Source organism: Streptomyces sp. NPDC058373 (assembly GCF_042723275.1).
GTDB lineage: Bacteria > Actinomycetota > Actinomycetes > Streptomycetales > Streptomycetaceae > Streptomyces.
In genome coordinates this window covers 137,818-158,184 of record NZ_JBHXJE010000003.1, presented here as the reverse complement: position 1 = coordinate 158,184, position 20,367 = coordinate 137,818, and the positions used below count along the sequence as shown (strand labels likewise).

16 protein-coding genes are annotated in these 20,367 nt (G+C 73.4%); 12 read left to right on the top strand and 4 right to left on the bottom strand.

Annotation, left to right across the window (positions count from 1 at the left end; all coding sequences use genetic code 11):
• Nucleotides 1–309 precede the first annotated feature (309 nt).
• From ACFWMZ_RS03380 to ACFWMZ_RS03360, 5 genes are all read left to right on the top strand, one after another.
• Complete coding sequence (locus ACFWMZ_RS03380; protein WP_383172570.1) at nucleotides 310–1,656, top strand: sensor histidine kinase; 1,347 nt, start codon at nucleotides 310–312, stop codon at nucleotides 1,654–1,656.
• A 680-nt stretch (nucleotides 1,657–2,336) separates the two neighbouring features.
• On the top strand, nucleotides 2,337–2,996 hold the full coding sequence (locus tag ACFWMZ_RS03375; RefSeq protein ID WP_383199417.1) for a LuxR C-terminal-related transcriptional regulator: 660 nt from the start codon (nucleotides 2,337–2,339) through the stop codon (nucleotides 2,994–2,996).
• 363 nt (nucleotides 2,997–3,359) lie between these two features.
• Nucleotides 3,360–5,354, top strand: coding sequence for a 2-oxoacid:acceptor oxidoreductase subunit alpha (locus tag ACFWMZ_RS03370; protein ID WP_383199355.1), 1,995 nt, complete (start codon nucleotides 3,360–3,362; stop codon nucleotides 5,352–5,354).
• A complete protein-coding gene (locus tag ACFWMZ_RS03365) occupies nucleotides 5,347–6,432 on the top strand; it encodes a 2-oxoacid:ferredoxin oxidoreductase subunit beta (protein ID WP_383172574.1) in 1,086 nt (361 codons plus the stop codon). Before ACFWMZ_RS03370 ends, ACFWMZ_RS03365 begins: the two co-directional genes overlap by 8 nt.
• 403 nt (nucleotides 6,433–6,835) lie before the next feature.
• Complete coding sequence (locus ACFWMZ_RS03360) at nucleotides 6,836–6,991, top strand: hypothetical protein (protein WP_383199353.1); 156 nt, start codon at nucleotides 6,836–6,838, stop codon at nucleotides 6,989–6,991.
• A gap of 136 nt (nucleotides 6,992–7,127) precedes the next feature.
• On the opposite strand, the gene ACFWMZ_RS03355 is transcribed toward ACFWMZ_RS03360, so the two are convergent.
• Nucleotides 7,128–7,478, bottom strand: coding sequence for a winged helix-turn-helix transcriptional regulator (locus ACFWMZ_RS03355; protein WP_383172744.1), 351 nt, complete (start codon nucleotides 7,476–7,478; stop codon nucleotides 7,128–7,130).
• 300 nt (nucleotides 7,479–7,778) lie between these two features.
• Here ACFWMZ_RS03355 and ACFWMZ_RS03350 point away from each other — a divergent pair, with 300 nt between their 5' ends.
• The 3 genes from ACFWMZ_RS03350 to abc-f all read left to right on the top strand — a co-directional run bounded on the left by ACFWMZ_RS03350 (nucleotide 7,779) and on the right by abc-f (nucleotide 11,779).
• Nucleotides 7,779–8,651: an SDR family oxidoreductase gene (locus tag ACFWMZ_RS03350; RefSeq protein ID WP_383199351.1), complete on the top strand. Its 873-nt coding sequence runs from the start codon at nucleotides 7,779–7,781 to the stop codon at nucleotides 8,649–8,651.
• 145 nt (nucleotides 8,652–8,796) lie between these two features.
• Nucleotides 8,797–9,864: an EamA family transporter RarD gene (gene rarD / locus ACFWMZ_RS03345; protein ID WP_383199349.1), complete on the top strand. Its 1,068-nt coding sequence runs from the start codon at nucleotides 8,797–8,799 to the stop codon at nucleotides 9,862–9,864.
• Between the two features lie 238 nt (nucleotides 9,865–10,102).
• Nucleotides 10,103–11,779 carry a ribosomal protection-like ABC-F family protein gene (abc-f, locus tag ACFWMZ_RS03340; RefSeq protein WP_383199347.1) on the top strand — a complete coding sequence of 559 codons (1,677 nt, stop codon included), beginning with the start codon at nucleotides 10,103–10,105 and terminating at the stop codon, nucleotides 11,777–11,779.
• 26 nt (nucleotides 11,780–11,805) lie between these two features.
• On the opposite strand, the gene ACFWMZ_RS03335 is transcribed toward abc-f, so the two are convergent.
• Complete coding sequence (locus tag ACFWMZ_RS03335; protein WP_383199345.1) at nucleotides 11,806–12,114, bottom strand: hypothetical protein; 309 nt, start codon at nucleotides 12,112–12,114, stop codon at nucleotides 11,806–11,808.
• A 227-nt stretch (nucleotides 12,115–12,341) separates the two neighbouring features.
• Between ACFWMZ_RS03335 and ACFWMZ_RS03330 the strand changes: the two genes are divergently transcribed.
• Nucleotides 12,342–12,806, top strand: a complete 465-nt coding sequence (locus ACFWMZ_RS03330) for a VOC family protein (protein WP_383172597.1) — start codon at nucleotides 12,342–12,344, stop codon at nucleotides 12,804–12,806.
• A 171-nt stretch (nucleotides 12,807–12,977) separates the two neighbouring features.
• Nucleotides 12,978–13,487, top strand: a complete 510-nt coding sequence (locus tag ACFWMZ_RS03325; protein ID WP_383199343.1) for a YciI family protein — start codon at nucleotides 12,978–12,980, stop codon at nucleotides 13,485–13,487.
• A gap of 282 nt (nucleotides 13,488–13,769) precedes the next feature.
• Here ACFWMZ_RS03325 and ACFWMZ_RS03320 read toward each other — a convergent pair whose 3' ends face one another.
• Together ACFWMZ_RS03320 and ACFWMZ_RS03315 are read right to left on the bottom strand one after the other, a co-directional pair.
• Nucleotides 13,770–15,035 carry an outer membrane lipoprotein carrier protein LolA gene (locus ACFWMZ_RS03320; RefSeq protein WP_383199340.1) on the bottom strand — a complete coding sequence of 422 codons (1,266 nt, stop codon included), beginning with the start codon at nucleotides 15,033–15,035 and terminating at the stop codon, nucleotides 13,770–13,772.
• 264 nt (nucleotides 15,036–15,299) lie between these two features.
• The gene (locus ACFWMZ_RS03315; RefSeq protein ID WP_383172606.1) at nucleotides 15,300–16,310 is read right to left on the bottom strand and encodes a polyprenyl synthetase family protein; all 1,011 of its coding nucleotides are present in this window, start codon (nucleotides 16,308–16,310) and stop codon (nucleotides 15,300–15,302) included.
• 463 nt (nucleotides 16,311–16,773) lie between these two features.
• Between ACFWMZ_RS03315 and ACFWMZ_RS03310 the strand changes: the two genes are divergently transcribed.
• Nucleotides 16,774–18,270 (top strand): peptide MFS transporter, encoded by a 1,497-nt coding sequence (locus ACFWMZ_RS03310; protein WP_383172747.1) that lies wholly within the window; start codon nucleotides 16,774–16,776, stop codon nucleotides 18,268–18,270.
• Between the two features lie 44 nt (nucleotides 18,271–18,314).
• Nucleotides 18,315–20,357, top strand: coding sequence for a CocE/NonD family hydrolase (locus ACFWMZ_RS03305; protein WP_383199338.1), 2,043 nt, complete (start codon nucleotides 18,315–18,317; stop codon nucleotides 20,355–20,357).
• Nucleotides 20,358–20,367 lie beyond the last annotated feature (10 nt).

The window sequence follows — 20,367 nt, the reverse complement described above, 5'->3', positions numbered from 1 at the left end:
CCGGTCCCTTCGGCGGCCACGCGCGGCCGGGCGCGCCGGCCGCCCTCCTCGTACGGCGCCACGCGGACGAGGCTCCGCCGCATCGGACCGCTCCCCGGCCCGCCCGGCCTCGCACCGGGCGGGCCGCCGCGTCTCCGGACGTCGGCCGCTCCCGTCCGCCCGCCCCCGGCGGTAGGGAAAACCCCCGTACGAAGACCCCCACATGCTCCATGGCCCCGGCCGGCGCGCGCGGCGAAGCTGATGAGGTCGCCAGGGAAGGCGGTGCGGCCGGACGACCGGGCGGCCGGGAAAGAAGGAGAGGGCGGACGGATGGCCACGGAGTACGGGCACGAGCACGGGCCCCGGGAGCGTTCGGCGCGGCCCCGGCCAGAACGGCGGCAGCCGGCGGCGACGGTCCTCGGCGCCCCGTTCGCGGCACGGACCTGGCGCGAGTTCGGCTACGTCTGGCTGAGTCTGCCGATCGCCGCCGTGACCTTCGTCTACGCGGTGACGACGCTGGCGCTCGGCGCCGGGTTGCTGGTGACCTTCATCGGCGTACCGGTGCTCGCCCTGGGGCTCGCCGGCTGCCGGGGCGTCGGCGTGCTGGAGCGGGCCCGGGCCCGGGCGCTGCTGGGGCTTCGCGTGGCGGAGCCGCGGCCGGTGCGGAGCCGCAATCCCGGGGTGCTCGGCTGGATGACCTCGGTGATCAAGAGCGGGGAGTCCTGGCGCCAGTTCCTCTACACGGTCCTGCACTTCCCGTGGGCGGTGTTCGCCTTCTGCCTGACCGTCCCCGTCTGGGCGTACGGGTGGGCGATGCTCACGTACCCCCTGTGGCAGTGGGTCTTCCCCCGGTACGCGGGCATCCCCGGCCTTCAGCTCTACGGGGACGGCGACCGGCAGGTCTACCTCGACGCTCCGCCGGAGATCGCACTGGTCTGCGTCGGGGGGCTGTTGCTGACGCTGGCCACGCCGTGGCTGATCCGGGCGCTGACCTCGGTGGACCGGCTGCTGGTCGTGGGGCTGCTCGGCCCGTCGCGGCTGGAGAACCGCGTGGTGGAGCTGGAGTCGGACCGGGGTGCCGTGGCCGACACCGCCGCGGAGGATCTGCGGCGGATCGAGCGGGAGCTGCGGGACGGGGCGCAGGCCCGGCTCGAGCTCCTGGAGGCGGGCCTGGGGCTGGCCAAGGCCAAGCTGGCCGAGGACCCGGAAGGGGCGGCACGCCTGGTGGAGACGGCGCACGGCGAGGCGAAGTCGGTCCTCCAGGAGCTGCGGGGTCTCGCCCGGGGCATCCATCCCGCCATCCTCACCGACCGGGGGCTGGACCCGGCGCTCTCCGCGCTGGCCGCCCGGTGCTCCGTGCCGGTGCGGGTCGAGGTGGACCTGCCGGAGCGGCCGGCCCCGGCCGTGGAGGGGATCGCGTACTTCGCCGTCTCCGAGCTGCTCCAGAACATCGGCGCGCACAGCGGGGCGCGGTCGGCCCGGGTCGATGTCTGGCGCTCCGGCGAGCGGCTGATGCTCCAGGTCACGGATGACGGCCTGGGCGGTGCCGATCCCCGGGCCGGGACGGGGCTGGCCGCTCTGGCGCGGCGGACGGACGCGGTCGACGGTGTCCTGGTGGTCGACTCCCCGGCCGGTGGCGGGACGACGGTCACCGCGGAGATCCCCTGGCGGTCCTGATGCCGGTGCGCCGGCGGAGTTTTCGGGGGGAGGGGAAGAAGGTGCGAGCGGCCCCGCGACCGGCACGGGTCGACCGCTCCGCACAGGCCGACCGCCCGGCGGGCCGCCCTTCCGTCGGCCACGGACTCCAGCCACTCCGCGGCCGTCCCCTTCCGACCAGCCGCGGATCCCTGCCGCTCCACAGCCACCACCCGCCGTCCGCCCCTGCGCCTCAGCCACTCCGCGGCCGCCGCTTTCCCGCCGCACCCTGGCGACCGCCCGGGCACACCTGGCCCACCTGGCCCGCCAGAGCTCGACCAGCCTCCGAGCACCGGTCGCCCGAAGGCCGCCCGCCTCCCAAGTCCAGCCCTGTTCCGGCCCCCGCCACCGACCGCCTGCCGCTCGCACCATGACCGCTCCCCCGCTCCGTTCTCCCTCTTCGTGGCGCCCCTCCCCCGGCGATTCCTCGCTCACTCGCCGACCGCCGCCATCGGCTTCTTCTTCACCTGCGCGAGCGAGGAAGTTGTCCACAATGGGCCGGTGGTCCACCGTTCCCGCCCGCTCGCCGACGCGTGACGGCGTTCCCTGGGATGCTGGGTGGGTCGCCGGGGCACCAGGCCGCGGCGGTCCGGCAGGACACGGGACGACCGGGGGGCGTGGGAAACGTGGGTGTGCAGGGAGTGGGCGCGGTGGAGGACAAGGTGCGCGTGGTCATCGCGGAGGACTCGGTGCTGCTGCGAGAGGGCTTGACTCGGCTGCTGACCGACCGGGGGCACGAGGTCGTCGCGGGCGTGGGCGACGCGCAGGCCTTGCTGAAGACCATCGACGAACTGGGCGCGGAGGGGAGCCTGCCGGACGTGGTCGTCGCCGATGTGCGGATGCCGCCCACCCATACGGACGAGGGGGTGCGGGCCGCGGTGCTGCTGCGCCAGACCCATCCGCAGGTCGGCGTCCTGGTCCTCTCACAGTACGTGGAGGAGCAGTACGCGGTGGAGCTGCTGGCGGGCGAGACGCGGGGCGTCGGCTATCTGCTGAAGGACCGGGTGGCGGAGGTCCGGGAGTTCGTGGACGCGGTGGTGCGGGTCGCGCGAGGCGGCACGGCCCTCGACCCGGAGGTCGTGGCCCAGTTGCTGGGCCGGAGCAGGAAGCAGGACGTGCTGGCGGTCCTGACCCCCAGGGAGCGGGAGGTGCTGGAGCTGATGGCGGAGGGCCGGACCAACGCCGCCATCGCCCGCAGGCTGGTGGTGAGCGACGGCGCCGTGGAGAAGCATGTGAGCAACATCTTCCAGAAGCTCGGCCTCTCCCCGAGCGACGGCGACCACCGCAGAGTGCTGGCGGTGCTGACCTACCTGAACTCCTGACAGCGGCTCGCGCCGCGTGCACCGCGTTTCCAGGCCGGACGTCCCGGCCGGGGGGGCGCGTCGGGCGGAGGCGTCCGAGGGACCGCCGGACGGCCTAGCCCTCGGGTCTGAGCCCGGCCGGGACGAAAGAAGGAGTCGTGTGCCGGAGCGCACAGGCGCGAACGGAAGCGCGGATGCTTACATATCCGTACAAAGTGCCTCGGGAAGCCGTCTCACCTGCCCGTCCATCATGCGAGCGGCCCGGGGAAGGCCACCCTTACCGACGTAGGGTGGTCCACGGGAGAGCCGACGGGCCGGCGCTTCCCTTGCTGTCCCTGCCCCGCGGCGGGGAGACCACACTGCCCCGACGGGAGGACCAGTTCCGTGACCAGCCAGGTCAGTAGCACAGCCGAGCAGGCCGACGGCGCCGTTGTCGCCGAACAGCGGCCGCCGCTGCCCGGCGCCGGTCAGGACGGCGCGTCCGGTCCCGCTGCGGACGCCGGACAGCAGGAGAAGACCGAGGCCAAGGAGGTCCGCAAGCTGGACCGGGTGATCATCCGCTTCGCGGGTGACTCCGGCGACGGCATGCAGCTGACCGGTGACCGCTTCACCTCGGAGACGGCCTCGTTCGGCAACGACCTCTCCACGCTGCCCAACTTCCCGGCCGAGATCCGTGCCCCCGCAGGCACCCTGCCGGGCGTCTCCTCGTTCCAGCTGCACTTCGCCGACCACGACATCCTCACTCCGGGCGACGCCCCGAACGTCCTGGTCGCGATGAACCCGGCGGCGCTGAAGGCCAACATCGCCGACGTGCCGCGCGGTGCCGAGATCATCGTCAACACCGACGAGTTCACCAAGCGCGCCATGCAGAAGGTCGGGTACGCCCAGTCCCCGCTGGAGGACGGCTCCCTGGACGGGTACAGCGTGCACCCTGTGCCGCTGACCACGCTGACGGTGGAGGCGCTGAAGGAGTTCGACCTCTCCCGCAAGGACGCAGGCCGCTCGAAGAACATGTTCGCGCTGGGCCTGCTGTCGTGGATGTACCACCGGCCGACCGAGGGCACCGAGAAGTTCCTGAAGTCGAAGTTCGCGAAGAAGCCCGACATCATGGCGGCCAACATCGCGGCCTTCCGTGCCGGGTGGAACTTCGGCGAGACCACCGAGGACTTCGCCGTCTCCTACGAGGTCGCCCCGGCCTCGCAGGCCTTCCCGACCGGCACCTACCGGAACATCTCGGGGAACCTGGCCCTCTCCTACGGCCTGGTCGCCGCCGGGCAGCTGGCCCAGCTGCCGCTGTACCTCGGCTCGTACCCGATCACGCCGGCCTCCGACATCCTGCACGAGCTGAGCAAGCACAAGAACTTCGGCGTGCGGACCTTCCAGGCCGAGGACGAGATCGCCGGCATCGGTGCCGCACTGGGCGCCGCCTTCGGCGGTTCGCTCGCGGTGACGACGACCTCCGGCCCGGGTGTGGCGCTGAAGTCCGAGACGATCGGCCTGGCGGTCTCCCTGGAGCTGCCGCTGCTCATCGTCGACATCCAGCGCGGCGGCCCCTCCACGGGCCTGCCCACCAAGACCGAGCAGGCCGACCTGCTCCAGGCGATGTACGGCCGCAACGGCGAGGCGCCGGTCCCGGTCGTCGCCCCGCAGACCCCGGCCGACTGCTTCGACGCGGCGATCGAGGCGGCCCGGATCGCGCTGGAGTACCGCACCCCGGTCTTCCTGCTCTCCGACGGCTACCTGGCCAACGGCTCCGAGCCGTGGCGCGTCCCGGAGACCGACACCCTGCCCGACCTGCGCACCCCGTTCGCGACCGGACCGAACCACACGCAGGACGACGGCACCGAGGTCTTCTGGCCGTACAAGCGCGACCCCGAGACGCTGGCGCGTCCGTGGGCCGTGCCCGGCACCGCCGGTCTCGAGCACCGCATCGGCGGCATCGAGAAGCAGGACGGCACGGGCAACATCTCCTACGACCCGGCCAACCACGAGTTCATGGTCCGCACCCGGCAGGCCAAGATCGACAACATCGATGTCCCCGACATCGAGGTCGACGACCCGTCGGGCGGCGCCCGCCTGCTGGTCCTGGGCTGGGGTTCGACGTACGGGCCGATCACGGCGGCCGTGCGCCGCATGCGGACGGACGGCGAGTACGTCGCCCAGGCCCACCTGCGCCACCTCAACCCGTTCCCGAAGAACCTCGGCGAGATCCTGGGGCGGTACGACAAGGTCGTCATCCCCGAGATGAACCTCGGCCAGCTCGCCTCGCTGATCCGCGCCAAGTACCTCGTCGACGCCCAGTCCTTCACCCAGGTGACCGGCCTGCCCTTCAAGGCCGAGCAGCTCGCCACCGCGCTCAAGGAGGCCCTCGATGGCTGACGCCACCACAGCCGCGGACGCCCCTCGCTCCTTCCAGTCTTTGTCGCTGGTGCCCAAGAGCGAGGCCAAGCAGTCCATGAAGGACTTCAAGTCCGACCAGGAGGTCCGCTGGTGCCCGGGCTGCGGCGACTACGCGGTCCTCGCCGCCGTCCAGGGCTTCATGCCGGAGCTGGGTCTGGCGAAGGAGAACATCGTCTTCGTCTCCGGCATCGGCTGCTCCTCGCGCTTCCCGTACTACATGAACACCTACGGGATGCACTCCATCCACGGCCGCGCCCCGGCCATCGCCACCGGTCTGGCCACCTCACGCCGCGACCTGTCGGTGTGGGTGGTCACCGGTGACGGCGACGCGCTCTCCATCGGCGGCAACCACCTGATCCACGCCCTGCGCCGCAACGTCAACCTCAAGATCCTCCTCTTCAACAACCGGATCTACGGGCTGACCAAGGGCCAGTACTCGCCCACCTCCGAGGTCGGCAAGCTGACCAAGTCCTCGCCGATGGGGTCGCTGGACGCGCCGTTCAACCCGGTGTCGCTGGCGATCGGCGCCGAGGCGTCGTTCGTCGCCCGTACCGTCGACTCCGACCGCAAGCACCTCACCGAGGTCCTGCGCGCCGCCGCCGACCACCCGGGCACCGCGCTGGTGGAGATCTACCAGAACTGCAACATCTTCAACGACGGCGCCTTCGAGGTCCTCAAGGACAAGCAGCAGGCGGAGGAGGCCGTGATCCGCCTGGAGCACGGCCAGCCGATCCGCTTCGGCGTCGACAACGCCAAGGGCGTCGTCCGCGATCCGGCCACCGGTGACCTCCAGGTCGTCGAGGTCACCCCGGAGAACGAGGCGGACATCCTCGTCCACGACGCGCACAACGCCTCCCCGACCACGGCGTTCGCCCTCTCCCGCCTGGCCGACCCCGACACCCTGCACCACACGCCCATCGGCGTCTTCCGCAGCGCCGACCGGCCGGTCTACGACACCCTCATGTCCGACCAGCTGGACGAGGCCGTCGAGCGCCAGGGCCAGGGCGACCTGTCCACCCTGCTCACCGGCAACGACACCTGGACCGTCGCGGGCTGAGCAGCCGTCGTGGGCTGAGCAGCCGAGGGAGAGACACGGGCCGGGGTGCGCCGAGCGGCGCGCCCCGGCCCGTCGTCGTACGCGGGTCCGCCGCGGCGGGCCTGCCCGCACCTTCCGCGCCTACGCCTTCCGTGCCACCCAGACCAGGCGGTTGGCCCGCACGGTGAGGTCGTCGGGACGACGACGTGGTGATCCGGCCCCGGCACGACGCCTCCCGGGGCGTCACCGCCTGGATGCTGGGCGGGGAGCCGGGACCGCGCGGGATGACGGTGGCGAAGATGCGGCTCACCCGGCCCGCGCCGCCGCCCGGCGCGGCGGACCGGCTCGGCGCCCATCCGGGGCGGGACCGGTTCACCGTCCTGTCGGGCACGGCGGAGCTGACGCCGGGGAGCGGACCATCCTGGTGGGCGCGGGGGAGGCGGCCGCGTTCTCGACCACGATCCCGCACGGGTTCGGCGGGCGCGGCGCCCCGGCCGAGATCCTCGCCATCCTCGACCACGCGGACGAAGACAGCCGCCCCCGCCCCGGCCCCGAGGCAGAACCGGAACCGGGCACCTGACCGCGAACGGAACCAGGCACCCAAGCGGACCCTGGCAGCTGACCGAAGCCGAACCTGATCGGAGGCAGAACCGCCTCGGCTGGACGTGCGTTTCCGGCGGGGTGGGCCCACAGCCCGGACCAAAGCCGGGCCCCGCTCACCCGCCCCCGCCGGAAACCCGCCGCCCGTCGTAATCGACCCTCGCCGCCTCCACCTCGGGCACGCGCCCCTCGGTCCACCGCGCCAGCGAACGGACCAGCTCGGCCGCCTCGCGCCCGAGCGGGGTGAGGGAGTAGTCGACGCGCGGCGGGATGACGGGGTGGGCGTCGCGGTGGACGATGCCGTCGCGCTCCAAGGTCTGGAGGGTCTGCGCGAGCATCTTCTCGCTGACCCCGCCGACGGTGCGCCGCAGCTCACTGAAGCGGTACGACCGCTCGGCGAGCGCCGCCAGGACCAGCACGCCCCAGCGGCTGGTGACGTGCTCCAGGATCGAGCGCGAGGGGCACATCGGACTGTTCACGTCGGGCCGCGCCAGGGCCGCGCTCCCGCCCGGCGCGGGCGCCCGGCCCCGTACCGCCTGCTGCTCCGGCTGCACCACGCCACCTCCAGGGGGTTGGGCTTCTCCAAGTCCCCGCTCGCGGCAGCGCTCGGCAGGGGAGCTTTATTCGACCCCAGCACCTTACTCCAAAGTGGGTACTTACAAATCGAAAGTACCCCTCCTAGGGTGAGTGAGGAGGCAACGCGGCAGGGGGAGTCTCCCCGCGCCGCGAGCCCCACCGCCCCCCTCACCTCACCCCCAAGGAGCACCATGAGCATCGTCGTGACCGGAGCAACCGGATCGCTGGGCCGCCTCGTCGTCGACGAGCTGCTGCGGACCGGCGTACCGGCCGGGGAGATCGCGGCCCTCGCCCGTGACGAGCGGAAGGCGGCACCGCTCGCCGCTCTCGGCGTCGAGGTGCGGCTCGCCGACTACGATCGGCCCGAGACGCTGGAGCCGGTCTTCCGCGCCGGGGACCGGGTCCTGCTGATCTCCGGCAGCGAGATCGGCCGCCGCGTCCCGCAGCACACCGCCGTGGTCCAGGCCGCGACCCGCGCCGCAGTCGCCCAGCTCGCGTACACCAGCGTGCTCGGCGGTCCGGACGCCGACTTCGAGCTGGCGCGCGAGCACCACGCCACCGAGAAGCTGATCCTGGAGTCCGGCCTGCCGTACACGCTGCTGCGCAACGGCTGGTACTCCGAGGTGTACACCGAGCAGCTCCCCACCGTGCTGGAGCACGGCGCCGTCACCGGCAGCGCCCGGCCCGACGCCCGGATCGCCTCCGCCCCGCGCGCCGACTACGCCGCCGCCGCGGCCGCCGCGCTGACCGGCGAGGGCCACCTGAACACCGCGTACGAGCTGAGCGGTGACGTCGCCTGGACCTTCCCGGAGTACGCGGCGCTGGTCTCGGAGGCCGCCGGGAGCGAGGTCGTCCACCGCGAAGTCCCGCCCGAGACCCACCTGGCGATCCTCACCGGCGCGGGCCTGCCCGAGGAGCTGGCGGCGATCCTGGTCGACGTGGACCGCGCCATCAGCCGCGGCCTGCTCGCCGCCACCCCCGGCGACCTGGCCCGCCTCATCGGCCGCCCGACCACCCCGATCGCGGACACCGTCGCCCGGGCGGTGGCCGGTCTCAAGAGCTGACGGGTAGCGCCCGCACCTCCCCGCATCCCCGGCCCAGGGTGTCAGGACCGTATCGCGATACGGACATGACAGCCCGGGCCGGGCGGCGTTATCTTCGGCTCAGGGCCGTGCTGGACAGTCGGCCGCGTCGCCGCTGGAGGGGCCCGTGAAGCCGTCGTCGTCCACCACACCCGCACCGTCCGTCCCCGAGGACGGCACCGGCGCCCTTTCCGGCCGGGCCGGGCTGCTCAACGGCATCGCCGCGTACAGCATGTGGGGCCTGGTGCCGCTCTTCTGGCCGCTGCTGAAGCCCGCCGGGGCGGGCGAGATCCTGGCCCACCGCATGGTCTGGTCGCTGGCCGTGGTCGGGGTGGCGCTGCTGGTGCTGCGCCGGTGGAGCTGGGCGGCGGAGCTGATACGCCGGCCTGCCCGGCTCGGGCTGGTGACGGTCGCCGCGGCGGTCATCACCGTCAACTGGGGCCTGTACATCTGGTCCGTCAACAACAACCACGTGGTCGAGGCGTCGCTCGGCTACTTCATCAATCCGCTGGTGACCATCGCCATGGGTGTGCTGCTGCTCAAGGAGCGACTGCGCCCCGTCCAGTGGGCGGCGGTCGGCACCGGCCTCGCCGCGGTGCTGGTCCTCGCCTTCGGCTACGGGCAGCCGCCCTGGATCTCCCTCGTGCTGGCCTTCTCCTTCGCGACGTACGGCCTGGTCAAGAAGAAGGTGAATCTCGGCGGGGTCGAGTCGCTTGCGGCCGAGACCGCGATCCAGTTCCTGCCGGCGCTCGGCTTCCTGCTCTGGCTCGGTTCGCGCGGCGAGGCGACCTTCGGCACCGAGGGCGGCGGGCACGCGGTGCTGCTGGCGCTGACCGGTGTGGTGACGGCGGTGCCGCTGGTCTGCTTCGGCGCGGCGGCGATCCGGGTCCCGCTCTCCACGCTGGGGCTGCTCCAGTACCTGGCACCGGTCTTCCAGTTCGTCCTGGGCATCCTCTACTTCAAGGAGGAGATGCCCCCGGAGCGCTGGGCCGGCTTCGGCCTGGTGTGGCTGGCCCTGGCCCTGCTGACCTGGGACGCCTTCCGCACCGCCCACCGCAACCGGGCCCGCGCCGCCGAGCTGGCGGCCCAGCTCCCGAAGCCCGCGCCGGACGAGGCAGCCGCATCCGTCGAGGCCGCCCCCGGCCCCGAGACCGTGGCCGCGACCGCCCCCGAGGACCCCGCCCCCCGCTCCTGACCGGCCGGGCGCCGCTCCCGCGTAATCGGCTGGCCGCCGCCGCGCCCGTCCGGTTAGCCTGACCGCATGCGTACGTACTCGTACTACTACTTCCGCTGAGCGCGAGCGCGTTCCGCGCCCTTGAGCTGAGCCGATCGCCCGACGCCGCCCTGTGCGGCGAGGACGGCCGTCGGTCTGCCCGGGCACGCCGGAACGCGCTCTTCCGCGCCCACGGTCCGTACGCATCCCAGGGATATCCATGCCTTCGCGCACCCCTTTCCCGCACGCCCCCGCCCGCACCGCCCAGCTCGCCCTGAAAGACGTCTCCAAGGCGTACGGCGAGCGGGCCGTCCTCGACCAGGTCTCGCTGACCGTCCGCCCCGGTGAGCGCGCCGGAGTCATCGGGGAGAACGGCTCGGGCAAGTCGACGCTGCTCAAGCTGATCGCCGGGGCCGAGCGGCCCGACTCCGGCGAGGTCACCGTCGTCTCGCCGGGCGGCACCGGCCACCTCCGCCAGACCCTCGACCTGCCGCCGCACCTCACCGTCCAGGACGCCGTGGACGACGCCCTCGCCGACCTGCGGGAGCTGGAGTCCCGGCTCCAGGAGGCCGGAGAGCGGCTCGGCGAGGCCGGGGAGCGCGAGCTGGAGGAGTACGGCGAACTGCTCGCCGCCTTCGAGGCCCGCGACGGCTACCAGGCCGACTCCCGCGTGGACGCCGCCCTGCACCACCTGGGCCTCGGCCACCTCGGCCGCGACCGCGTCCTCGGCTCGCTCTCCGGCGGTGAGCAGTCGCGGCTGGCGTTGGCCTGCGTGCTGGCGGCCGTGCCGGAGCTGCTGCTCCTGGACGAGCCCACCAACCACCTGGACGACCGCGCAACCGACTGGCTCGCCGACCGCCTCCGCGCCCACCGCGGCACCCTCGTCACCGTCACCCATGACCGCGCCTTCCTGGAGCGGGTGGCGACCACGATCCTGGAGGTCGACCGCGACACCCGCGCCGTCACCCGCTACGGCGACGGCTGGCCGGGCTACCGCCGCGCCAAGGCGGCCGCCCGTCGTCGCCGGGCCCAGGAGTACGAGGAGTACGTGGCCGAGGTCGCCCGGACCGAGGAGCTGGTCGCCGCGGCCGGCCACCGCCTCGCCACCACCGGCCGCGACCCGGGCGAGGGGTTCGGCAAGCACCGCCGCTCCTCGGAGAACAAGCTGTCCGGGCAGGTCAGGGCCGCCCGCGAACGCCTCGCCCGGCTCCAGGCCGCCCCGGTCCCGCCCCCGCCCGAGCCGCTCCGCTTCCGCGCCACCCTCACCGCGCACACCGAGACGGCCGAGCGGCCGGAGTCAGCGGGGCCTCCGGCCGCACCCCTGCTGACCCTCAGCGGCGTACGCGTCGCCGACCGCCTGCGCGTCGACGCGCTCCAGGTCGACCGGGGTGGCCGCCTGCTGGTGACCGGCCCGAACGGCGCGGGCAAGACCACCCTGCTCCGGGTGCTGTCCGGCGTCCTCACCCCTGACGCGGGGACGGTCGCCCGCGCCCCGGGCGCCCGCATCGCCCACCTGGCGCAGGAACTGGCCGTCGGCCCGGCGGCGGTGCCGCTGCTCACGGCGTACGCGGCGGGACGCCCGGGCCACCCGGACGAGTACGCGGCCGAGCTGCTGGCGCTGGGCCTCTTCCGCGAGGAGGACCTGGCCGTGCCGGTGCCCTCGCTCTCGGCGGGCCAGCGGCGGCGGCTCTCGCTGGCCCGGCTGGTCTCCCGCCCCGCCGACCTGCTCGTCCTGGACGAACCGGCCAACCATCTCTCGCTCACCCTGGTCGAGGAGTTGGAGGAGGCGCTGGAGGCGTACGCGGGCGCGGTCGTCGTGGTCTCGCACGACCGGCGGTTCCGTGAGCGGTTCGCCGGGCAGCGGCTGGAGCTGGCGGGCGGCCGGGTGGCCAGGTGACCGGGTGAACGGGCTGGGCTGAGGCCTCAGAAGGAGCCTCTGACCAGCGCCCCCACCGGCAGGGAGAGCGCGGGGGCGCTGGTCAGCAGCACCGCGAGCCCCCAGTGGCGCCGGGTGTGCGCCGGGGCGGGGAGATGGCGGAGCCCTCGGTTGACCGCGTACCAGAGGGCGCAGAAGCCGACGGTGAGCGGGGTGACGACCAGCGCCCAGCGGAGCAGGGCTCCGTCGGCGGCCGGTTCACCGCCGGTGAGGCCGAGGTTGGAGAGGAACAGCGTGAGGAGGAAGAAGGGGAAGATCCCGATCACGCCCAGGCAGAGGTTGGCGACCACGGTCATCGGCCACCCCCACCGGCGTTGCCCCGCCGCCCCGCCCGCACCCGCGCTCGCCACCGACACCGTCGCCCCCGACCTCCGCCCGGACCCTCCACGACGGTTGCCGGACCGGTACCCCGGGCTCACCCGCACCGATCGGCCGCACCCCCGCGCACGCGCCGCGCCCGGGCAAGCCGCCCGTTCGCCGCGTTCACCCGCCCCACCACGCCCCCCGACGCTTGAATGAGCCCATGACTTCCGCGACCACTCCTGTGCACTGGAAACTCGTCATCGACGCCCACGACCCGCACGCCCAGGCCCTCTTCTGGTCCGAGGCGCTCGGTTACGCGATCGAGGACAACGACGCCCTGATCGAACGTGTCCTCGACCTCGGCGCCGCGCCCGAGGAGGCCGCCGTGGAGTTCCAGGGCCGCCGCGCCTGGCGCGACCTGATCGCCGTACGCCACCCCGACGACCCGGTGGACGAGCAGACGGGCATAGGCTCGGGCCGCCGCATCCTCTTCCAGCGCGTCCCCGAGCCCAAGTCCGGCAAGAACCGCCTCCACCTGGACCTGCATCCGGGCGAGGGCCGCCGCGACGCCGAGATGGAACGCCTGACCGGGCTCGGCGCGACCGTGGTGCGGGAGGTGGCGGAGCCGGGCGGCACGTGGGTGGTCATGCGGGACCCGGAGGGGAACGAGTTCTGCGTGCAGTAGGGCTTCCGGCCCGGCCACGTACGTCTACCAGCCCCTCCGAAAGAACCGCGGCCCCTGTCGATCCGTGCCCGTGCCGTTCGTCGCCTGGGTGACGGCGCACCTCGCACCGTCCCGGAGCCGCACGGCACCTGCCGTCCGCGCCGGACCAGCCCTGCCTCGAGGAGTACCGCCATGAAGTACCTGATGCTCATCCACGCCGCCTCGGCCGCCGAGGACGGCAGCGCCGAGGAGTGCCACCCCAGCGAGTGGATGGCGTACGAGAAGGAGGCCCGGGAGGCCGGGGTCCACGTCTCCGGCGAATCGCTGACCGACCTGGTCACGGCCACCACCGTCCAGGTCGGCCGCGACGGCCGCCGCACCGTGGCCGACGGGCCGTTCGCGGAGGGCCGCGAGCTGCTCGGCGGCTTCTTCGTCATCGACGTACCCGACCTCGACGCCGCCCTGGACTGGGCCGCGCGCTGCCCCGGCTCGCAGTACGGCGGGGCCGTCGTCGTCCGCCCGATCGCCGTCACCCTCAACCGCGCCATCGCCGTCGCCCTGCGCGACGGCCCCGCCGCAGGCCTCGCCCTCCTCGACACCCTCGCCGACGAGCCCTCCCTGCGCCGCCACCACCCTTGGGCGGCGGCCCGGGGGGAGCTGCTGGAGCGGCTGGGACGGTATGGGGAGGCGGCGGCCGCATAACGGGGGGGCGATGGCGTTGGCGGCAACCGACCCCGAACAGGCCTTCCTGCTGGAGAGGTCGGCCCGGGCAGAGGCGAGGTCCGCCCCGGCCGCCCCGGAAGGGTGAGCTCCTCGGACCGGCGGATCCCACTCCGGCCCGTCCTCCGCGCCTGCGCACCGGTCGACACGTCGCAGAGGATCTGGTTCGCCCCCTCCCCCATCCCTCGGCGGGACATGCGAGGGCCCCCGGGCCGCGCCGCTCTCGCGGGCGGACCCGGGGGCCCGGTGTCAGGAGAGAAGGCCCTACTTCCCCGCCACCTCCACCAGCCTCTCCGGCGTCACCGCCCCCACGAACGCGCGGCCGTCCTCCGTGACGAGGGCGTTGACGACGCGGGTCGAGAAGAGGGTGCCGGTGCCGAAGTCGCCCTTGACCTGCTTGCCGAGGGAGTCGAGGGAGAGGCCGCCGGTGTCGCCGGAGCCGGAGTCGGCGCCCTGGCCGGGGAGGCCCTCACCCTTCGGGAAGGTGAGTTCGGCGACCGAGGCCCAGCCCTTGCCGTGGACCTCGGTGCCGTCGGCGGAGGCGAGGTCGGCGAAGGGGCCGGGGAGGGAGTTGAGCGCGGCCTCGGCGTCCTCGGGTGCCTTGCCGTGCTCGCCGTCCTTGCCGGGGGCGGTCTTGCCGGGGGCGAGGTCGTCGGACTCGGTGATCTTGGCGTCCTTCGGCGGGGCGAAGGTGCCGGTGGCCGGGCGGGTGAAGTCGACCTTGGAGAAGCCCGCGTCGACGATGGCCTTGCCGCCGTCGGCCGGGGCGACGGTGAACTTCAGCGGGGTGCCGGTCTCGGCGTCCACGGCGATGCGGACGGCCTTGACGGTGGAGCCGGAGTCCTTGGGGGTGAGGGCGAGCTGGTAGGCGTCGCGGCCCGCGACGGTGGTGGTGCCGTCGACGGTGACGCGGGTGGTCTCGTCGGCCGCGTCCAGTGCCTGGGTGGCGAGCTCCTTCGGGGACATGCCGGAGACGTGGTCGTCGGCCGGGCGGTCGCCCTTGCCCTTGCCCTCGCCCTTCGAGTGCAGGGCCTCGCCGGTGGAGCCGTCGTAGGCCCAGAGCTGGTCGCCGTCGCGGATGACGCTGTACTCGTCGCCGGCGTCCACGAAGGTGAGCTTCTGGCGGTCGGGGCCGTCGGCGGCGACGCGCAGGGTGTGGGTGCCGGAAGCGAGTGAGGTCAGCTTCTCCTCGGGGGTGGCGGTGGAGCCGCCCTTGCCCTCGCCGCCGAGGTTGTCGGCGAGGGAGGAGAGGTCGAGGCCGCCGAAGGACGGCAGGCCCAGGTCGACGGAGACCTTGACGGTGCCGGAGAGCTGGTCGGTCTCCGAGGCGGCGATCTTCTCGACCAGCTCCTGGGCGGTGACCTCGGGCAGCTCCGGGTCACCGGAGCTGGCGAGGGCGGGGACCAGGCCGATGGTGGCGGCGGCCACGCCGATGACGGCGACCGGGACGCCGTACCGGGCGGCGAGCCGGCCGGGCCGGCGCTTGGCGTCGGGTGCCGGGGTGCTCGTAGCGGAATCGTTCGGTGCCATGGCGCTTCCTCCGTGGTCGCGGTGGTACTCGGGTCCGCTCGCGCCCTGCGGCGCCTGGCGCGCTCACCCGGTCGGGGCAAGGAGCGGTCTTCCACCATCTGACCAAAAGGGGGCGCGACAAGCGTCAGCCCCGGGGCTCAACCCGGTGTACCGCTGGAGGATGACGGTGGAGGGGGGCCCTGGGGGCCGACCCGTAGGGGGCGCACCCCGGCGGGCGGGCGGTGCGCCCGGGAGCGTACCCACGGCGCGCGCGCCGACGGGGCGTCACCCCGCGCGGTGCACCACCGCGTCGCACAGTTCGATCAGGGCCGCCTTGGCCGGGCACTCGCGGAGCGGGGTGAGGGCGGCGCGGGCCTCCTCGGCGTACCGGACGGTCTCGCGGCGGGCCTGCTCCAGCGCCGGGTGGGCGCGCATCGCGGCGAGCGCCTCGGCGTGTCGGGCGTCGTCGGTGAGGTCGGAGTCGAGGAGGGCGACCAGGGCGAGGTCCTCGGGGCGGGACTCGCGGCGGGCCCGGTCGCGCAGCAGCAGGACCGGGAGGGTGGGGATGCCCTCGCGGAGGTCGGTGCCGGGGGTCTTGCCCGACTCGTGGCTGTCGCTGGCGATGTCGAGGACGTCGTCGGCGAGCTGGAAGGCGACGCCGAGGCGCTCGCCGTACTGGGTGAGGATGTCGACGACGCGCTCGTCGGCGCCGGACATCATCGCGCCGAACCGCCCGGCGACGGCGATCAGCGAGCCGGTCTTGCCGCCGATGACGTCGAGGTAGTGGTCGACCGGGTCGCGGCCGTCGCGCGGGCCCGCGGTCTCCATGATCTGGCCGGTGACGAGCCGTTCGAAGGCCTCGGCCTGGACGCGGACGGCCTCGGGGCCGAGGTCGGCCAGGATGTGGGAGGCGCGGGCGAAGAGGAAGTCGCCGGTGAGGACGGCCACCGAGTTGTCCCAGCGGACGTTGGCGCTGGCCACCCCGCGGCGCACCTCGGCCTCGTCCATGACGTCGTCGTGGTACAGGGTGGCCAGGTGGGTCAGCTCCACCACCACGCCGGAGGGGACGATGCCCGGGGCGTCCGGGTCCCCGAACTGCGCGGCGAGCATCACCAGCAGGGGGCGGAAGCGCTTGCCGCCCGCCTTCACCAGGTGCTGCGCGGCGTCCGTGATGAAGGGGACCTCGCTCTTGGTGGCCTCCAGGAGACCGGCCTCGACAGCCGTCATTCCCGCCTGGACATCGGCTTCGAGTGCCTGGTCCCGCACGCTCAGCCCGAACGGCCCGACGACGGTCACGAGGGGGTCTCCTGTCTGCTGATGGTGCCCGGATCGCCCGGTCGGTCCGGTCCGCCGGTGGCACCGGTCCTCCCGGCGCCGCTGGCGATTGTCGATCGAACACCAGTGTTTGTCGATGTGTCGCCGTCGGCGCTCACGTCAGCGTATCCGGTCCGCTTTCGATCACCGTGAGCGCCTGCCCGTCGAATCACCCCTCACGCCTCGTCCACGGACCGGCCGGGACGCGCCCGCGCCGCCCCCCGGGCGCCGAGGAGCGGTGACCGGTATGTTCACAAATGGCCCCGCGCTACCGCACCGGCCACACGGTCCGCCCACGACCCCCTTCCCTCCGCCCTTCACCCCGTTTGCCACCCTGGCACGCAGCCCAGGCCGCACCGCCCGGCCCTGGCTGCCCGTACGAGCGGAAGCAGGCGACGTGCCCAGCAGCAACACAGCAGACGAACCTGACAAGCGGCCCCCGGCCGTGGCCGACGACAAGCCGACACCCGAGGAGGCGCCGCCGCCGCAGGACGACACGGCCTTCTTCGGCCAGCCGAGGGGGCTCGCGACCCTCTCCGGGCTGGAGGTCTGGGAGCGGTTCTCCTTCCTCGGCATGCAGGCGATCCTCGTCCTGTTCTTCGCCGACACGGTCGCGGGCGGCGGCATGGGCATGGACCCGGGCACCGCCGCCTCGGTCTCCGCCGCCTACGGCACGATGGTCTACCTCGTCTCGGTCGCGGGCGGCTGGCTCGCCGACCGCATGCTGGGCTCCTACCGGGCCGTGCTCTGGGGCGGCATCCTCATCGCGGCCGGCCACTACTCCATGGCCGTCCCCACCGACGCCATGACCTGGACCGGACTCGGCCTGATCAGCGCCGGCACCGGCCTGCTCAAGCCGAACGTCGCCACCATGGTCGGCAAGCTCTACCGGACGGACGACGAGCGCCGCGACGCCGGTTTCGCCCTCTACTACATGGGCATCAACATCGGCGCCTTCCTCGGCCCGCTCATCACCGGCTGGCTCGGCGAGCACCAGGGCTGGCACTGGGGCTTCTCGGCGGCCGCCGTCGGCATGACGCTCGGCCTCGTCCAGTACGTGCTGGGCCGAAACCGCCTCGCGGGCCGCAAGCACGCCGCCGAGTACGCGCTGCCCCCGACCGCGATGCGCCGCGCCGTCCGCTACATCGTCGGCGGCCTGGTCGCGGTCGCCGTGGTCGCCGCGCTGCTGAGCCTCGCCGGATGGCTCACCCTCAGCGGGTTCGTGGACGCGCTCACCCTGATCTCCGTGGTGGCACCGGTCGCCTACTTCTGGGTGATGTTCAAGAGCCCCCGGGTCACCGCCGAGGAACGCGGCCGGCTCCGCCCGTACATCGTGCTCTTCCTCGCCTCGGTGGTCTTCAACTTCATCCTCTTCCAGGCGTACTCCACGATGATCCTGCTGGCGTCCACCAACGCCCGCACCGAGATCCTCGGCTTCACCTTCCCGGCGAGCTGGTACGCCTCCGCGCTCGGCGCCTTCGAGGTGCTGCTGGCCCCGGTGGTCGCCGCCGTCTGGGCGCGGATGGGGACGCGCCAGCCGCACGCCTCCAACAAGATCGCCTTCGGTGTGATCCTCGGCGGTCTCTCCTTCCTGCTGATGGTGGTGCCGACCTCCGGCCACGCCGACGACACCTACCGCATGGCCGCCTGGTGGATCGTCGGCTCGTACCTGCTGCTCGGGCTCGGCGACATCCTGCTGGAGACCTCCGGCATGTCGGCCACCACCAAGCTGGCGCCCGCCGCCTTCTCCAGCCAGACCATGGCGCTCTGGTTCCTCTCGCTGGCCGCCGCCAACGGCATCCAGTCCCAGGTGGTGCGGCTCTACGGCCAGGTCTCCAACGCCGCCTACTTCGGCGTCAACGGCGCCATCGCCGTCGTCGCCGGTCTCGCCGTGATCGCCGCCGCCCCGTGGCTGCGCCGCACCATGCACCCCGTCCGCTGACCCGCGCCCCCCACGCGAACACCCCCACTGCGAGGTCCCCCGCCATGTCGCTGCACATCGCCACCGGCCAGCCGTACCGGACGATCCGCGAGGACGTCCGCATCCCGCTGCCGACCGGCCGTCCCGGAGCCGACGGCTTGGAGGTCACCCACCTGTACGCCCGGATCTGGCGGCCGGTCACCGACGAGCCGGTCCCCGCGCTCCTGGAGTACCTGCCGTACCGGCTCAGCGACTGGACCGCCCCGCGCGACCAGCAGCGCCACCCCTGGTACGCGGGCCACGGCTACGCCTCCGTCCGCGTCGACGTGCGCGGCCACGGCAACAGCGAGGGGCTGCCCGGCGACGAGTACGACGCCACCGAGCTGGCCGACGGCGTCGCGGTCGTGCACTGGCTCGCCGAGCAGCCCTGGTGCAACGGCAAGGTCGGCATGTTCGGCATCTCCTGGGGCGGCTTCAACTCGCTCCAGATCGCCGCGCTCGCCCCCGAGCCGCTCAAGGCGATCGTCACCGTCTGCTCGGCCGACGACCGGTACGACAACGACGTGCACTACATGGGCGGCTCCGTCCTCGCCGTCGACATGCACGCCTGGGCCTCCACCATGCTGGCCTTCGTCTCCCGCCCGCCGGACCCCGAGTTCGTCGGAACCGACTGGCGCGAGATGTGGCTGAAGCGGCTGGAGGCGGTCGACCCGTTCATCCACACCTGGCTCGACCACCAGACCCGCGACGCCTACTGGCGGCACGGCAGCGTCAGCGAGGACTACTCGGCGATCAAGGCGAAGGTGCTGGCGGTCGGCGGCTGGCACGACCCGTACCGGGACACCGTGCTGCGGCTGGTCCGCCACCTCCCCGACGACCAGGTACGCGGCCTCATCGGCCCCTGGTCGCACCAGTACCCGGACCGGGGTCTGCCGCCCGGGCCCGCCATCGGCTTCCTCCAGGAGACGCTGCGCTGGTGGGACCAGCACCTCAAGGGCGAGGACAGCGGCGTCATGAACGAGCCGAAGCTCCGCTCCTGGATCAGCGAGTCCCACCCGCCCGCCACCGTCTACCCGGAGCTGGAGGGCCACTGGGTCGGCGACCCCGCCTGGCCCTCCCCGTTCGTCACCCCGGTCGAGTACGCCTTCCAGGGCGACCCGCTCCAGGTCCGCTCGCCGCAGCACACCGGACTCGCCGCCGGGCGCTTCTTCCCGTTCGGCAACGACGCCGACCTGCCGCCCGACCAGCGCGAGGAGGACGCCAACTCGGTCGCCTTCGAGTTCGCCGTCGACGAGCGGCTCCAAATCCTCGGCCGCCCCCGGGTCCGGCTCCGCCTCACCAGCCCGACCGCGCGCGGCCAGGTCGTCGCCCGGCTCTGCGACGTCGCGCCGGACGGCTCCTCGACCCTGGTCACCCGGGGCGTCCTCAACCTCTCCTCCCGGTACGGCCGGGACAAGGTCGCCCCCTGGAAGCCCGGCGACACCGAGGACATCACCTTCGAGCTGAACGGCATCGGCCACGCCTTCCCGCCCGGCCACCGCATCCGGCTCGCCGTCTCCTCGGCGTACTGGCCGTGGATCTGGCCGCAGCCCGGCTCCGAGGAGGGGTTCACCCTCGACCCGGCGGGCAGCGGCCTCGAACTGCCGGTGCGCGGCGCCGGGGACCGGGCGCTGGACGCCACCATCGCCTTCGCCGAGCCGGAGCAGGCCGAATCGCTCGCCGTGGTCTACCCGGAGCCCGAGGACCCCGCCGGCCAGCGGCCCGAACGGCTCGTGGTCCACGACGTGGCCGCCGGGACCTGGCGCCTGGACGTCGACCCCCGGTACGGCGGCACCCGGATCTACCCCGACGGCCTCGAATTCCACGAGGACGCCCTGGAGCAGTACACGATCACCGACAACGACCCGCTCAGCGCCGCCACCCGCTCCTCCTGGACGGTCCGGCTGCGGCGGCCCGAGCTGGCCTGGGACACCGAGGTCCGCACCCGGTCGGAGATCACCTGCGACGCCGGGGACTTCCTCACCACCAACGAGCTGACCTGCTCGGAGGGGGGCGAGGTCATCTTCCACCGGACCTGGGAACGCCGGATTCCGCGTACGGCCGGGTAGCGGCCGGACG

What these genes read in the sequence shown, in the direction of transcription:
- ACFWMZ_RS03380 (WP_383172570.1), top strand. Translation starts at nt 310, where the DNA reads ATGGCCACGGAGTACGGGCACGAGCACGGGCCCCGGGAGCGTTCGGCG.
- ACFWMZ_RS03365 (WP_383172574.1), top strand. Translation starts at nt 5,347, where the DNA reads ATGGCTGACGCCACCACAGCCGCGGACGCCCCTCGCTCCTTCCAGTCT.
- ACFWMZ_RS03355 (WP_383172744.1), bottom strand. Translation starts at nt 7,478, where the DNA reads ATGTGCCCCTCGCGCTCGATCCTGGAGCACGTCACCAGCCGCTGGGGC.
- ACFWMZ_RS03350 (WP_383199351.1), top strand. Translation starts at nt 7,779, where the DNA reads ATGAGCATCGTCGTGACCGGAGCAACCGGATCGCTGGGCCGCCTCGTC.
- abc-f (WP_383199347.1), top strand. Translation starts at nt 10,103, where the DNA reads ATGCCTTCGCGCACCCCTTTCCCGCACGCCCCCGCCCGCACCGCCCAG.
- ACFWMZ_RS03335 (WP_383199345.1), bottom strand. Translation starts at nt 12,114, where the DNA reads ATGACCGTGGTCGCCAACCTCTGCCTGGGCGTGATCGGGATCTTCCCC.
- ACFWMZ_RS03330 (WP_383172597.1), top strand. Translation starts at nt 12,342, where the DNA reads ATGACTTCCGCGACCACTCCTGTGCACTGGAAACTCGTCATCGACGCC.
- ACFWMZ_RS03325 (WP_383199343.1), top strand. Translation starts at nt 12,978, where the DNA reads ATGAAGTACCTGATGCTCATCCACGCCGCCTCGGCCGCCGAGGACGGC.
- ACFWMZ_RS03320 (WP_383199340.1), bottom strand. Translation starts at nt 15,035, where the DNA reads ATGGCACCGAACGATTCCGCTACGAGCACCCCGGCACCCGACGCCAAG.
- ACFWMZ_RS03305 (WP_383199338.1), top strand. Translation starts at nt 18,315, where the DNA reads ATGTCGCTGCACATCGCCACCGGCCAGCCGTACCGGACGATCCGCGAG.